The organism is Dyella koreensis, from assembly GCF_044904565.1.
GTDB classification, from domain to species: Bacteria; Pseudomonadota; Gammaproteobacteria; order Xanthomonadales; family Rhodanobacteraceae; genus Dyella_D; species Dyella_D koreensis.
In genome coordinates this window covers 179,140-193,203 of sequence record NZ_JADIKD010000004.1, presented here as the reverse complement: position 1 = coordinate 193,203, position 14,064 = coordinate 179,140, and the positions used below count along the sequence as shown (strand labels likewise).

General features: G+C 64.9%; 12 protein-coding genes. 8 read left to right on the top strand and 4 right to left on the bottom strand.

Annotation, left to right across the window (positions count from 1 at the left end; translation table 11 throughout):
- Nucleotides 1–23: 23 nt before the first annotated feature.
- The gene (speA, locus tag ISS97_RS00910) at nucleotides 24–1,913 is read right to left on the bottom strand and encodes a biosynthetic arginine decarboxylase (protein ID WP_379987250.1); all 1,890 of its coding nucleotides are present in this window, start codon (nucleotides 1,911–1,913) and stop codon (nucleotides 24–26) included.
- 283 nt (nucleotides 1,914–2,196) lie between these two features.
- On the opposite strand from speA, the gene speE reads away from it, so the two are divergent.
- Nucleotides 2,197–3,048, top strand: a complete 852-nt coding sequence (gene speE / locus ISS97_RS00905; RefSeq protein WP_379987251.1) for a polyamine aminopropyltransferase — start codon at nucleotides 2,197–2,199, stop codon at nucleotides 3,046–3,048.
- Between the two features lie 75 nt (nucleotides 3,049–3,123).
- Here speE and ISS97_RS00900 read toward each other — a convergent pair whose 3' ends face one another.
- Nucleotides 3,124–3,321 carry an antitermination protein NusB gene (locus tag ISS97_RS00900; protein ID WP_379987252.1) on the bottom strand — a complete coding sequence of 66 codons (198 nt, stop codon included), beginning with the start codon at nucleotides 3,319–3,321 and terminating at the stop codon, nucleotides 3,124–3,126.
- Nucleotides 3,322–3,492: 171 nt separating this feature from the next.
- Here ISS97_RS00900 and ISS97_RS00895 point away from each other — a divergent pair, with 171 nt between their 5' ends.
- From ISS97_RS00895 to ISS97_RS00875, 5 genes are all read left to right on the top strand, one after another.
- Nucleotides 3,493–4,530, top strand: a complete 1,038-nt coding sequence (locus tag ISS97_RS00895; protein ID WP_379987253.1) for a hypothetical protein — start codon at nucleotides 3,493–3,495, stop codon at nucleotides 4,528–4,530.
- Between the two features lie 72 nt (nucleotides 4,531–4,602).
- Nucleotides 4,603–5,235, top strand: coding sequence for a nucleotide-binding protein (locus ISS97_RS00890; RefSeq protein WP_379987254.1), 633 nt, complete (start codon nucleotides 4,603–4,605; stop codon nucleotides 5,233–5,235).
- Between the two features lie 37 nt (nucleotides 5,236–5,272).
- On the top strand, nucleotides 5,273–5,755 hold the full coding sequence (locus ISS97_RS00885) for a SixA phosphatase family protein (RefSeq protein ID WP_379987255.1): 483 nt from the start codon (nucleotides 5,273–5,275) through the stop codon (nucleotides 5,753–5,755).
- A complete protein-coding gene (locus ISS97_RS00880; RefSeq protein WP_379987256.1) occupies nucleotides 5,752–6,321 on the top strand; it encodes a YceI family protein in 570 nt (189 codons plus the stop codon). Before ISS97_RS00885 ends, ISS97_RS00880 begins: the two co-directional genes overlap by 4 nt.
- Before the next feature lie 77 nt (nucleotides 6,322–6,398).
- Nucleotides 6,399–8,276, top strand: coding sequence for a phospholipase D-like domain-containing protein (locus ISS97_RS00875; protein ID WP_379987257.1), 1,878 nt, complete (start codon nucleotides 6,399–6,401; stop codon nucleotides 8,274–8,276).
- A gap of 10 nt (nucleotides 8,277–8,286) precedes the next feature.
- On the opposite strand, the gene ISS97_RS00870 is transcribed toward ISS97_RS00875, so the two are convergent.
- Both ISS97_RS00870 and ISS97_RS00865 read right to left on the bottom strand, forming a co-directional pair.
- The gene (locus ISS97_RS00870; RefSeq protein WP_379987258.1) at nucleotides 8,287–8,826 is read right to left on the bottom strand and encodes an energy transducer TonB family protein; all 540 of its coding nucleotides are present in this window, start codon (nucleotides 8,824–8,826) and stop codon (nucleotides 8,287–8,289) included.
- Nucleotides 8,827–8,857: 31 nt separating this feature from the next.
- Nucleotides 8,858–10,144, bottom strand: coding sequence for an acetyl-CoA C-acetyltransferase (locus ISS97_RS00865; protein ID WP_379987259.1), 1,287 nt, complete (start codon nucleotides 10,142–10,144; stop codon nucleotides 8,858–8,860).
- 116 nt (nucleotides 10,145–10,260) lie between these two features.
- Between ISS97_RS00865 and ISS97_RS00860 the strand changes: the two genes are divergently transcribed.
- The gene (locus ISS97_RS00860) at nucleotides 10,261–11,403 is read left to right on the top strand and encodes a hypothetical protein (RefSeq protein ID WP_379987260.1); all 1,143 of its coding nucleotides are present in this window, start codon (nucleotides 10,261–10,263) and stop codon (nucleotides 11,401–11,403) included.
- 130 nt (nucleotides 11,404–11,533) lie between these two features.
- Nucleotides 11,534–13,996 (top strand): sensor domain-containing protein, encoded by a 2,463-nt coding sequence (locus ISS97_RS00855; protein WP_379987261.1) that lies wholly within the window; start codon nucleotides 11,534–11,536, stop codon nucleotides 13,994–13,996.
- Nucleotides 13,997–14,064 lie beyond the last annotated feature (68 nt).

Below are 14,064 nucleotides of genomic sequence, written 5' to 3'. Positions count from 1 at the left end.
GCACAAGGTGCGCTCCTACGGGCTTAGCGGACGCCTTCCGACAAATAGGTATATCCGGTCAAACCTTCATTCAACGTTACAAACAATTGCTCGGCCTGTTCGCCCTGCACGCCGGCGGCGGCGATGCGTTCGCGATAGCTCTGGCGCAGCGCTTCAAGGTCGTAGCCAACGTAGTCGAGCATCAGATCAGTGGTGTCACCGCGACGGCGATGCGCAAAGACATACGAATCGCCATCCGCGCGCACGTTCACCGCGTCGGTGTCGCCGAACAGGTTGTGGATGTCGCCCAGCGTTTCCTGATACGCGCCAACCATGAAGATGCCCAGGCGATAGCTCTCGCCCTCGTTGAGCGCATGCAGCGGCAGGCTGACGTCCACGCCTTCGGCATCCACGTAGTGATCGATGCGACCGTCGGAGTCGCAGGTGAGATCGACGATCACGCCACGGCGCGTCGGGGCTTCGTTCAAGCGCGCGATCGGCGCGATCGGGAAAATCTGCTCGATGGCCCAGATATCCGGCACCGACTCGAACACCGAGAAGTTGACGAAGTATTTGTCCACCAACTTCTCGTCTAGCTCGTCCAGCGCCTGGCGATGCGAACGCTCGGCCGGCAGCAAGCGGGTGCGTACGGCATTGGCGATGGCGTAGTACATCTCGTCCAGTTGGGCGCGATCGGCGAGCGCCAACTGGCCCAGCGCGTACAAGGTCTGGCCTTCGGCAAGGTGGTGCTGGGCTTCGTGGAACAGCTCCAATGCGGGGCGCCGATCCAGCTCGTCATAGGTTTCGCGCAGGCGACGCAGTACGGCGGGTTCGTCTTCGCGCATCGACGGGATCGTGCCGGCCGGCACTTCTTCCACCTCGGTGACGTTGACCACCATCACGGCATGGTGCGCGGTCATCGCGCGGCCGGCCTCGGTGATGATGTGCGGCGCGGCCAGGCCTTCCTCGGCCACGGCTTCGGCCAGCGACTGCACGATGGTCGCGGCGTACTGCTCCATCGAGTAGTTGATCGAGTTATGGCTGCGCGAGCGCGAGCCTTCGTAGTCCACGCCCAGGCCGCCACCGACGTCGACGATCTCCAGCGGCACGCCCATCTGGCGCAGCTCGACGAAGTAACGCGTGGCTTCGCGCATGCCGGAGGCGATGTCGCGCACATTGGAAATCTGCGAGCCCATATGGAAATGCTGCAGCTTCAACGTGTGCTTGAGACCGGCCTCATCCAGACGACGGATCAGCGTGAGCACCTGGTTCGGCGACAAACCGAACTTGCCCTTGTCGCCACCGGTGTTCTGCCACTTGCCGGCGCCGATGGAGGCAAGGCGCACGCGCACGCCGAGCAACGGCTCCACGCCCAGGGCCTTGGCCTCACTGAAGACATGATCCAGCTCGGAGAGCTTCTCGATCACGATGTGCACGCGCAAACCGAGCTTGAGGCCGATCAGTGCGAGACGGACGTACTCGCGATCTTTGTAGCCATTGCAGATCACGATCGAACCCGGCCGCGCCATCGCCAGCACCGCCATCAGCTCCGGCTTGGAACCGGCCTCCAGACCAAAGCCATGTTCGCCGGCCGCCACCAGCTCGCCGGCCACGCCGCGCTGCTGGTTGACCTTGATCGGATAGACGGCCGTATAGCCGCCTGCATAGTTCCACTCATCAATCGCCTTGGCGAAAGCGCCCTGCAGGCGCGCCAGGCGATCGGCCAGGATGTCGGGGAAGCGCACGAGCAACGGCAGGCGCAAACCTTCAGCGCGGGCGCGATCGACAATCTCGGGCAGGGACAGGCTCGGACCGTTGGCGCCACGCGGGCGCATCAGGATGTGGCCATTCGCGTCCACGTCCACATAGCCGTCGCCCCAGTGCGGGACGGCGTAGGTGTGGCGGGCAGCCTCGATGTTCCAGTGCTTCGACATGGACAGGGTTTTCCTTCTACAGCGGATGTGTGACATCCGGGGGTCATGTCGTCGCAGCGGCGAGCCTTGACGAAGAACGAATCCGCCCCAGCCGGAAGCCTCGCACGCCGCGGGGCCGGAACGGACTTGCCAACCCCGCGGGCCGCAGGCGCGGCGGAGTCAGGTGCGCATTGTAATAGGGCAATGTGACGATGTGCGGCATCGGGCCCCGGCACGGTCGCGCCCGAAGCGGCTACAATTGCCGTTCTTTACCCACACTTACGCGTCGTCAGGAACATCCGCCATGTCGCAGCTCAGCTGGTTCACCGAAGCTCACCAGGCTTCCGGCTCCTCCATCGGTTACCGCGTGGAGAAGCTGCTTCATGCCGAAAAAACCCCGTTCCAGACCATCGAGATCTACCAGACCACCGATTGGGGCAACCTGATGGTGATCGACGGCTGCGTGATGCTGACCACCCGCGACAACTTCCTCTATCACGAGATGATGACCCATCCGGCGCTGTTCACCCATGCGCGCGCCAAACGCGTGGTGGTCATCGGCGGCGGCGACTGCGGCACGCTGCGTGAAGTGCTCAAGCATGAGGAAGTGGAATCCGCCGTGCAGGTGGAAATCGATGAGCGCGTCACCCGCCTCGCCGAGCAGTACTTCCCGGAACTGTGCGATTCCAACCACGACCCGCGCGCCGAGCTGCTGTTTATCGATGGCATCAAGTACATGGCAGAGGCCGAGCCGGAATCGCTGGACCTGATCATCGTGGATTCGACCGATCCGGTCGGCCCTGCCGAAGGCCTGTTCAATGCCGCCTTCTACGCAAGCTGCTTCAAGGCCCTGCGCCACGGCGGCATCCTGGTGCAGCAGAGCGAATCGCCGCTGGCCCATATCGAACTGATCAAGTCGATGCGCTCGGCGATGCGCACCGCCGGCTTCAACGCGGTCAAGACGCTGCCGTTCCCGCAGCCGTGCTACCCCACCGGCTGGTGGAGCTGCACCATGGCTCGCAAGGGTGGCGACCTGGCCGGCTTCCGCGAGCGCGGCGCGATCAGCAAGAACTTCGCTACGCGCTACTACAACGCTGAGATCCACAAGGGCGCGCTGGCACAGCCGGAATTCATGCGCGAAGCGCTGGGCGAATAATTCGCCCCAGTAGGAGCCCACCCTGTGGTCGACGGTGTTGAGACACCCGTCGCCCACAGGGTGGGCTCCTACATGTCAGAACAGGGTCGAGCGCACCTTGGGCAACACCACCAGCACCAGCGTGGCGATCGGCCCCAGCAACAGCGAGATCAAAAACCACACCAGCCCGCTGCGGTTCTTGCCCTGAGCCAGACCGGCATTGATCAATGCCAGGGTGCCCCAGCCGACAAACCAGGGTGCCCTGCCGTCGGCGATTATCGAAAGCTGATCCACGTGTTATCTCCTGTGTGGCGCAGGGGGCGGGAGCGCAGGCGCCAAGGCGGCGCCGGGAAGCGACCATGCTAACAAGCTATGGCCATCGTGCCCGCCTGACAGAACCCATGGATCAGGCAGGCTTAATGCGCAACCAGTATCCTCCCCGCTTTGTTCCGGATGGAGAACACCATGCGCGGATGGCGCTGCCTCGCCCTGGCCCTCGCCAGCGTGCTGACGATTACCCCTGCCCTCGCCGCCAAGTCGCCGGCCAAACCGGACGCCAAGGCCGGCCACGCATCCAAGCCCGCCGATACCGCACAAAACCAGGCCCTGCTTGCCTTCCAGCGTGACCTGGTCAGCGTGCTGGCGCCACGGGCGAACGCGCTGCCGCTGCTGGGCGCGGCCCTGCTTGCCCGCCCGCTGCAGAATCAGCCGAAATACAACGATTTCCATAGTCTGATCGAGCGCGCCGCGCAGACCGACGACGCCATCCCGGCCGTCAACTGGACCCGCCTCAGCGACTGCGATGCCAAGGCCGACGCCTGCCCCAACACCGAGGCGATGGCCAAACTGGTGGAACAGGCGCCGGACAACGCCGCAGTCTGGCTGCTCAAACTCGGCCTGGACGGTCGCGACGGCAAGAAGGACGCCACCCGCGAGGACCTGGCCAAGGCCGCCGCCGCCAAGCTTTATGACGACTACACCGGCATCAGCCTGAAAGCGCTGGCCACCAACGTCAGTGTGCTGCCGCCCCCGCCGTCGATCATCAACCCGTTGTCGCCCACCGGGGCCACCGGCGTGCAAGTGATGTTGGTGTTCGGCCTGGCGTCGACCCAGCCGCAACCCGGTCTGCAGGCCACCGCGCGCCTGTGCGAAAACGCCGGCGACGATCAGGCCCTGAAGGACGACTGCCTCAAACTCGCCGGCATCCTCGACTGGAGTTCCAGCCCGCTCGCCCGCTCGCTCGGCCTGCATCTGCGCGAAGTACTGGCTAGCGATCCGGCGCAGCAGGAAGCCGCCAAGAGCGCCCGCCGCAACCTGATCTGGCAGGTGCAGAACTTTGCCCAGCTGTCCGCCCGCGCGCAGGGTGATACCGCCCTCGCTCAGCACCTGCTGGCGCTGGCCCGCAGCGGCGGCACCGAGATGAGCCTCGTGCTGGCCGCATTGCGCGACTACAACATCCCGGTGGATGCGCCGGCGGACTGGCAACCGCAGAAGGCCGGATAAGCGAACCCGTCCGGTTCCCACTTTCCCCATCCCTGTGTACTCTTGGCCCCACCTTGAACACAGGGGCGGCGCATGCTGACGGTGCTGGTAGCAAGCAGCAAAGGCGGTTGCGGCAAGAGCACGCTGGTCACCCAGCTGGCTTCGCACTGGGCGCAGGACGGCAAGCACACGGCTATCGTGGATGCCGACCGGCAAGGCTCCAGCTTTCGTTGGGCGGCGCGCCGCGCCGACAACGTACCAGGCGTACTGGCGCTGGAGGGCGGGCGCAAATCCCTGGAAAAGATTCCGGCGGACACCCAGCGGGTCCTGATCGATACCCCCGCCGGCTCGCACGAACGCGAACTTGAACCGTATATCGAAAAAGCTGACGTCCTGTTGGTGCCGGCCCTGCCGTCGCCGTTCGACATGGACGCCACCCTGGACTTCCTGCATCACCTGCAGCAGATCCCCCGCGTGAAGCGCGGCAAGCTGCCGGTGGGCGTAGTCGGCAACCGGCTCAAGCCGTGGACCCGCGCCAGCCAGGATGCGATGGAGCAGCTGGCCGGCCATTCGCCGTTCCCGCTGGTCGCCCAGCTTCGCGACAGCCAGGCCTATGTGCTGCTGACCGCGCTGGGCAAAGGCATCTTCGATTACGCCTCCGAAAACGTGCGCAACCACCAGGAAGACTGGAAACAGCTCCTGCGCTGGATCAAGCGCCAACAGTGAACCACCTTGAAGCGCACCCGCCGGACGGAGTCTTTCCATGCATGAGCTGATCCTGTTGCGTCACGCCGAAGCCCAACCTGCCCAGGCAGGAGGAGACGATCAGGGCCGGCGCCTGAGCGGGCGCGGCGAACAGGAGGCGCGGGCGGCCGGCGAATGGCTGTCCAAACACGGCAAGCATCCGGTGCGGGTGCTGTGTTCGCCCTCGGCGCGTACCCGCGCCACCGCCGAACTCGCGCTGGGCTGCATGCAGAAAACCCCGGCGATCCAGCTTGCCGATGAAATCTACGACGCCACGCCCGGCGAACTGCTTGCCCTGCTCGACCAGCATGCCGACGCAGAAAAAGTCATGCTGGTCGGCCATAACCCCGGCATCGAACGATTGGTGGCCCTGCTCGTCGAGGGTCGCTCGGACGAATTCCGCGGCATGCCGCCGGCCGGCATCGCCGTGCTGCACCTGGAAGGCAAAGACGATTCGCTGGAACCGGGCCATGCCCGCCTGGACGCCTTCTGGTCGCCGTGAGGTTCCGCTTTACGGGATGGCTGCTAACTCCCTGCCTGCTCGCGACCTCCCTGCTCCATGCCGCTGACTACCGCATCGACCCGTTGCGCTCGTACGCCGATTTCGGCGTGCGATTGCTGTGGCTGAGTCAGGTCGAAGGACGCTTCGAACGCATCGACGGCGAAGTCACTCTCAGCGCGCAGCACGACATGGCGCTGGTGGACGCGCGCATCGCGGTAGACAGCATCCGCATGGATTCGGATCGCTTCCGCCGCTGGGTATTGGCACCGGAGTTTTTCGATCTCCAACACTACCCGGCCATCCATTTTGTCTCCGAGCCGGTACCACTCCGTTCCCTGCAACAAGGCGGCGAGTTGTTCGGTGCGCTGACCATGCGCGGCGTCACCCGTCCCGCGCATTTCGAGCTGCTGCCTTCGCACTGCCCGCTCGACGCACCCCAGCAATGCAAGATTGAACTGCGCGGCACCGTCCAGCGCAGCGACTTCGGCATGACCGGTCACCGCACCGCCTTGTCCGACCAAGTTTCGTTGGGCCTGCTGATCGCGATCGATTACGCCCGGCCATGAATCGCGGCTGGACCGCCGCCGTTTCAAGCATCCACCGATGCGGGACGAAATACACAAACGCTCCGTATCATCGCACCATGTCATTACGCTGTTCGTGGGTTCTCCTTCTCCTGCTTGCCACGGCCTTGTTGCCGGGCTGCACGGTGTCCAAAGCCAACATCCGCCGCGCGGATGCGGTGGTGGCCGCGCAGACCGACCGTCAGCTCAGCTGCACCGGCGACGATCATTGCGCACAGGATTCGCCCTTGATGGACGCCGCCACCAAGGCGCTGGCCGATTCCACCGAAACCCAGCCAGTCCATGTCGTCACCCTGTTGAGCGACAGCGAGGCCGCGATGGTGGCGCGGATCAACCTCATCCGCGCAGCGCGACAGTCGATCGATGTGCAGACCTACATCTGGGACCAGGACGATGCCGGCCAGCTGATTCTCGACGAACTGGTCAAGGCCGCGCGGCGCGGCGTCAAGGTGCGCGTCCTGGCCGACCAGCTGTTCTCCTTCAACGATGCCACCTGGCTGGACCGCATCGCCCGCGCGCACACCAACCTGGAAGTGCGGCTGTACAACCCCACCTTCCACGAAGCGCAAACCTCGCCGGTAGAATTCGCCGCCGGCATCGTGTGCTGCTTCTTCAAATTCAACCAGCGCATGCACAACAAGGTGCTGCTGGTGGACAACCGCATCGGCATCACCGGCGGACGCAATTACCAGGATCGCTACTTCGACTGGGACAACGATTTCGACTACGTCGACCGCGACGTGATGGTCGGCGGCCCCGCCGCGCAGGCGATGGGTGCGAGCTTCGAGCTGTTCTGGAAACACAAGCGCGCGGTACGGCTGACCCATCTTCGCGACGTCAACCGCCTGTTGTTGTCCACCCCCGCGCAACCGTGGCCGACACCGACGTATACCCATCCCGAACGCGTTGCCCGCGTACAGGAAGAGGCCGACGATGCCGAGTGGCTCGACGAAAATCTGGTGTCGGACAGCCTGCGCACTTCCCGCGTCGAATTCTTCAGCGATCTTCCGGCGAAAACGGCCCAGCCGCAGAAGCGCGACGCGCGCGAGTTCACCGCCCACGTGATGCGCATGGTCGGCTCCGCCAAACAGGAAGTGGTGCTGCAGACGCCTTACCTGGTGATGAGCAAGCGTGCCCGCCGGATTTTCGAACGCCTGCATAAGCAGGAAGCACCGCCACGCATCGTGGTCTCGACCAACTCACTCGCTTCGACCGATGCCTTCGCGGTGTATGCGCTCTCCTACAAACATCGCAAGCGCTATCTCAAGAACTACGGTTTCGAAATCTACGAGATGAAACCGCACGCCGCCGGCCCCGCCGAAGACAACGCCTTCGCCAGCGCGGATGACGGCCCGACCATCGAACATAAACCCGTCAACGCCAAGCGCATCGTCGGCACCGAAACCCGCAGCTCGCTGAGCATCCGCCGTGGCGGCAAACGCAACCGCCCCGCACCGCTGGTCAGCGCGGGACGCCGCTTCGGGCTGCATGCCAAGTCGATCGTGGTCGACGACAGCTTCGCCATGGTCGGCTCGCACAACTTCGATCCGCGTTCGGACCACTACAACACCGAAGCCGGCGTGATCGTCTATGACGCCGACTTCGCCCAGCAGCTGCGCGACGCCATCATGCGCGAGACCCAGCCGGAGAACGCCTGGGTCGTCGCCCCGCGCCAGCGCTCCATCCCGCTGCTGTCCGATCTCAATGCGGCCATCGGCGATATCTCTGCCTCACTGCCGCTATTCGACTTCTGGCCTTACCGCTACGCCACCAGCTATGAACTCAACACCGGCTGTACGCCGATGCGGCCGAGCGACCCGAATTTCTTCAGCTGCTACACGCCCGTCGGCGATTTCCCCGACGTCGCCATCTCGTCCAAACTGGTCTATACGCGCCTGATCACCGCGTTCGGTTCCGGCGCTAACGGCATTCTCTAGACAAGCAGGATCAGGAGCCGCTCGACGCTCCGTCATTCGCATCGAAGCGCATCGGAAGCGTGCCGCTGACGCCATCGGGGTGACCGGCGGGCACAGCAAAACGCCAATGCTGCACGGTGCGCACGGCCTCATCGTCCAGTTGGGGATTGCCGCTGGATTCGCCCACGCCGGCATGAATCACCCGGCCCTGGCCGTCGACGCTAAGACTCAACAACACGCGGCCAGCGCGCGCCACGCGCCGACTGAAAAAGTCTGCGGATGCGGCGGGCATCTCAATGGGGGTAAGCGCAACGGTCGCGCTTTCCACCGGCACAGTGGCGGCCTGGGCGTTTTCGATCGGCGGCAGGTGCGCCACTCGCGGCACCGGCGGGCGCGCAGACCATGTCACGCGTCGCTTTGCCGGTTCGGTGTTGTGCACGCGCGCGGCATGCACAACACGTCGCACCGGTCCGGCCCAATTCGCCGTCTGCTCACTGAGCCAGAAGGTGCCCGCCACGCCCACTGCCAGCGCGAGCAAGCTCAGGCCGGTCGTGGTGCGCAGACGGAACATAAGGGGATTCGAGAGTCCGGACGGCCGTAGATTACGGCCGTTCGAGGATGGCGGTGACACCCATGCCGCCTGCGGTGCAGATCGAAATCAGACCGCGGCCCGAACCCTTCTGCTCCAGCATCTTGGCCAGCGTGGCGACGATGCGCGCACCGGTGGCGGCAAAGGGATGGCCCGCCGCCAGACTGGAGCCATGGATGTTGAGCTTGGCTGGATCGATGCTGCCCAGCGGCTTGTCGCGGCCCAGGCGGTTCTTGCAGTAGTCCTCGCTCTCCCACGCGCGCAGAGTGCACAGCACCTGCGCGGCAAAGGCTTCATGAATCTCGTAGAAGTCGAAATCCTGCAGCGTGAGGCCATGGCGATCCAGCATGCGCGGCACCGCAATGGTCGGCGCCATCAGCAAGCCTTCGCCATGCACGAAATCCACCGCGGCCACTTCGGCATCACGGAAATACGCCTGCACCTTCAAGCCGCGCTTGGCTGCCCACTCGTCGCTGGCCAACAGCACTGCGGCGGCACCATCGGACAGGCCGGTGGAGTTGCCCGCGGTAAGCGTGCCGTGGCCGGAGATCTTGTCGAACGCCGGCTTCAGCGTGGCGAGCTTTTCCAGGGTGGAATCCGGTCGCAGGAAGCCATCGCGCTTCAGGCCGCGGAACGGCACCACCAGATCGTCGAAGAAACCAGCCTCGTAGGCCGCGGCCAGCTTGAGATGGCTATCCAGCGCCAGCTGATCCTGCGCCTGGCGGCCGATGTGCCACTCCTTGGCCATCTTCTCGCAGTGGTCGCCCATCGACATGCCGGTACGCGGCTCGGCCACGCCCGGAAACGCCGGCTTGAGTTCCTTGAAGGAGAAGCCGCGGGTGAAGGCGGCCATCTTGTCCTGCCAGCCCTTGGCGCGGTTGATCGCCAGCAGGCGCTTGCGGAAACGCTCACCCAGCACGATCGGTACGTCGCTGGTGGTATCAGAGCCGCCGGCAATGCCCGCTTCGATCTGCCCGGTGGCGATCTTGTTGGCGATGATGATGGCGTTATCCAGGGAGGTGCCGCAGGCACGCGCCGTGGTAATGCCCGGCGTGGTCGGCGCCAGACCCGAGGAAAGCACCGCCTCGCGCGCCAGGTTCCACTCCGAGGAGTGCTTGATCACCGCACCCATCGCCACCTCGCCCAACTCCTCGCCATGCAGGCGGAAGCGTTCGACCAGGGAGCCCAGCACCTTGACCGACATGCCGAAATTGCCGACGTCGGCATACGCGGTGTTGTTGCGGCAGAACGGGATGCGTACGCCACCGATCACACCGACGCGCTTCTGGGTGTTTTCCATGTCTTTGGGGATCCAACCGGGCTTGAGCCGTCAAGGCTAACGCGCCCCGCCATGCGGCGAAACCCCGAAATGCCGAATGTTAGACTTCCGGTTCTTTACCGTTCGGGTTTGCTCACGTGGAAGCTCAATCGCTGGTCGCCCTGCCCATCGTGCTGGCACTTGAACTCTCGTCCGGCGAAACACCAGCGCGCATCACTCTGAGCCGCGACGAAGCCGCCGAACTGGCCGCCCTAATGGCGGCCGACCTGCACGGCCTGGTGCCACAGGTCGACCAGGCCCGCCTGGCTGTGGCCGGCGCGCTGTTCGATACGGTGGAATTGCTGCGCCCCGGCTTTCCGGTATGGGCCACCCTCGACGAACTGGCCCGGCGCGTACCGCGCGGCCATCTGGATAACGTGGTCGCCTTCGGCACGCATGAAGGCCACATGCCAGCCCAGCCGCTGGAACCGGAAGCCACTTATGCGGATGGCCCGATGCGCCTGCTGCCGCTCAGCCTGCTGGCGCCGGAAGCACTGGCCGCCGAGCTGTCCGAGCAACTCGAGGTGGAACTGGTCGGCCGCGGCGAAGCTGGCGCACGCACCGCTGACTGGCTGATGCGCACCCTCGGCGTGCGTCTCGAACATGTGCGCTATCTGAGCCGCAACGACCTGCTGGCGATGACCTGTGTGCAGTACGAGCACGTCAATCTAGCCGCCCTGTGGACACTGCTCGAAGCCGCGCTGCTCACGCCGTACCGCGAGGAAACCGCGTTGAGCGCCCGCGGCCTGGCCCTGCGCTATGCGGAAGGCAAGATCATCGTGCAATCGCCGGCCGACTGGCTGCGCGCCCAGTCCAGCGACCCCGCCCAGCGCGCCCACGACCTGGCCGGCATTCTGTTCGAGCTGCGCCAGTACGCAGCCCTGCTGGACGCGCACCACCTGCCCTTGAGCCTGCAGTCGGAACAGGCCAGCGCGACCGCCGCGGAACATGGCTATCTACTGGAAGTGCTCGGCACACTCGAACCCGCCTACGGCGCGCCTGCCCTGTACGCTCACGAGGCGCCCGGCCTTGGCGTGGTCGCCGTCACTCTCGCCCAGCGTGGCGAAGGCGGCCGTGCCCGCGTGCTGGCGCACGGTTATCCGTTGCATTCCAAGGCCTTGGGTCCGCTGGTGACGGCGCTGGCCGAGCGCTGCGATATCCCCGCCGAGCTGCATGCGCTGGGCCGTATCGTGCTGGATACGGACGGCCATCTGGCCGCGCCTTCGCACGCTCTTCACTAAGTCTGTCGCCAGGCTGACACAGCCATCGAAATAGCTTCGGCCGTGTACGCCTCACCCACTGCCCAGCCATCGTAAGTTAGCGCATGATGCGCCCTTAGCGTCCTATGGAAGCGACCAGGGCGGTATGACGATGCAGCAGATCGAAACCGATCACCAGCCACGGCCGGCATCGCCCGATACCGACTGGCCGGCGCACGTCATTCACGGCGCACCGGCGCTGATCACCTATATCGATTGCGACCAGCGTTTCCGCTTCGCCAATGCCGCGCACCAGAGCTGGTTTGGGGTGCGCCCCGAGCGCATCGTCGGCCGGCTCGTTGCTGAAGTGCTCGATGCAGCCAGCCTGCAAAGCGCGGGCAACTGCCTGGAGCAGGCGCTGCGCGGCGCGCCCTCCGTGTATGAAGGCGAGATGTTCAGCGGCGATGCGCGCTGCTATGTGCATGGCAGTTTCCAGCCCGACTTCGATAGCGACGGCCATGTGCGCGGTGTATTCACCGTGTTCATCGACATCACCGAGCGCCACGCACTGGAAACACGGCTGCGCGAAAGCGAGCAGCGTTTCTACGGTGCCTTCCAGCACGCGGCGATCGGCATGGGCCTGGTAGCGCCGGACGGGCGCCTGCTGCGCGTCAATGCCGCGCTATGCCACATGCTCGGCTATCGCGAGGACGAGCTGCTCACCCTCAATATCCGCGATATCACCTATCCGGATGACGTCGCCAAGAGCCATGCCATGGCGATGGAACTGATGGATGGCCATCGCGATTCCTATCAACTTGAAAAGCGCTACTTCCATCGCGACGGCCACGTGGTGCACGTGCAGCTCAGTGTGTCGCTGGTGCGCGCGCCGGACGGCACACCATTCCACGCCGTCGCGCAGATCCAGGACATCAGCCAGCGCAAGGCCTACGAAGAAGCGCTGTTCCGCGAGCGCGAACTAGCCGAGGTCACGCTGCGCTCCATCGGCGATGCAGTGATCACCACCGACCTGCAGCTCAACATCACCTCGCTCAATCCCATCGCCGAGGCCATGACCGGCTGGAGCCACAGCGAGGCGCTGGGCCAGCCGATCAGCGACGTGTTCCAACTGATCAGCGGCGAATCCCGCGCCCCCATGCATAACCCACTGCTGGATGCGATCACCCGCGACACCATCGTCGAACTCCGCGGCAACGCAATGCTTGTGCATCGCAATGGCTTCGAAACACCGGTGGAGGATTCGGCCGCCTCGATCCACGACCACGCCGGCAACGTGATCGGCGGTGTGCTGGTATTCCACGATGTCAGCGCCACCCGCGCGCTGGTGCTGAAGATGGCGCACATGGCGCAGCACGACACGCTGACCGGCCTGCCCAACCGCAGCCTGCTGCAGTCGCGGCTGGAGCAGGTCGTCACAGCGGCGAGGCGGCGGCGTGGACGCGCCGCGCTGATCTTCATCAATATCGATCACTTCAAGCAGATCAACGACACGCTCGGGCACAAGACCGGCGATCACCTGCTGCGCCTGTTCGCCAACCACTTGCGCAATCTGCTGCGCAGCGAGAATACCGTCAGCCGTACCGCCGGCGACGAGTTCATGGTGGTACTGCCCCACGTGGACAGCGCCGCCGAGGCCGGCAAGATCTGCGAACTCTTGATGCGGCGCTGGCAGGAACAGCCGCCGACGGAGCTGACCGAGTTCACCCTGAGTTTCAGCGCCGGCATCAGCCTGTATCCCGACGATGCACAAGACGTGGAAAGCATGATCCGCCACGCCGACACCGCGATGTACGAGGCGAAGATGCAGGGCCGCAACAGCTATCGTCTGTTCGCCCCCTCAATGACCGAGCGCCCTGCCGCACAGTTGCGTATCGAGCGCGACCTGCGCAAAGCGATGCGCCGCGGCGATCTGCAACTGCACTATCAACCCAAAGTCGACGCGCGCACCGGCACCGTGGTCGGCGCCGAGGCGCTGTTGCGCTGGCAGGTGGACGGTCGCGACGTCTATCGTCCCGATCAGTTCGTACCGGTCGCCGAGGAAAGCGGCCTGATCGGCCCGCTCGGCAAATGGGCATTGCAGGAAGCCTGCCGCCAGGCTGCCGAATGGCATCGCGCCGGACGCAGCGTCGCCATTGCGGTGAACGTAGCGCCGCCGCAATTCCTGCAGCCCGGCTTCCACGAAACCCTGCGCACCCTGCTGCATGAAAGCGCGCTGCCGCCCGGACTGATCGAGCTGGAACTGACCGAACGCATGGTGATGTCGGGCGGCGACCATAGCCGCGTGCTGATGCACCGGATCAAGGAGCTCGGCATCAGTCTGGCGCTGGACGATTTCGGCACGGGCTACAGCAGTCTGTCGTATCTGAAGCACTTCCCCATCGACGTGCTCAAGATCCCGCGCACCTTCGTACGCGACATCGCCACCGACACCGACAGCGCCGCCATCGCCGACGCCATCATTACGATGGCGCAAAGCATGGAGATGAGCGTGGTAGCCGAGGGCGTGGAAACCGAGGAACAGGCCGAGTATCTGCGAGAGGCCGGATGCGCGTTGCTACAGGGCTTTCTTTACGGCGCGCCAATGCCGGCAGAAGAGTTCGCGCTGCTTTTGTAGGAGCGCACCCTGTGCGCGAAACGGCCCGCGAGGGCCGCGCTCATCATCACTCCGTCAAAGGCGCGGCC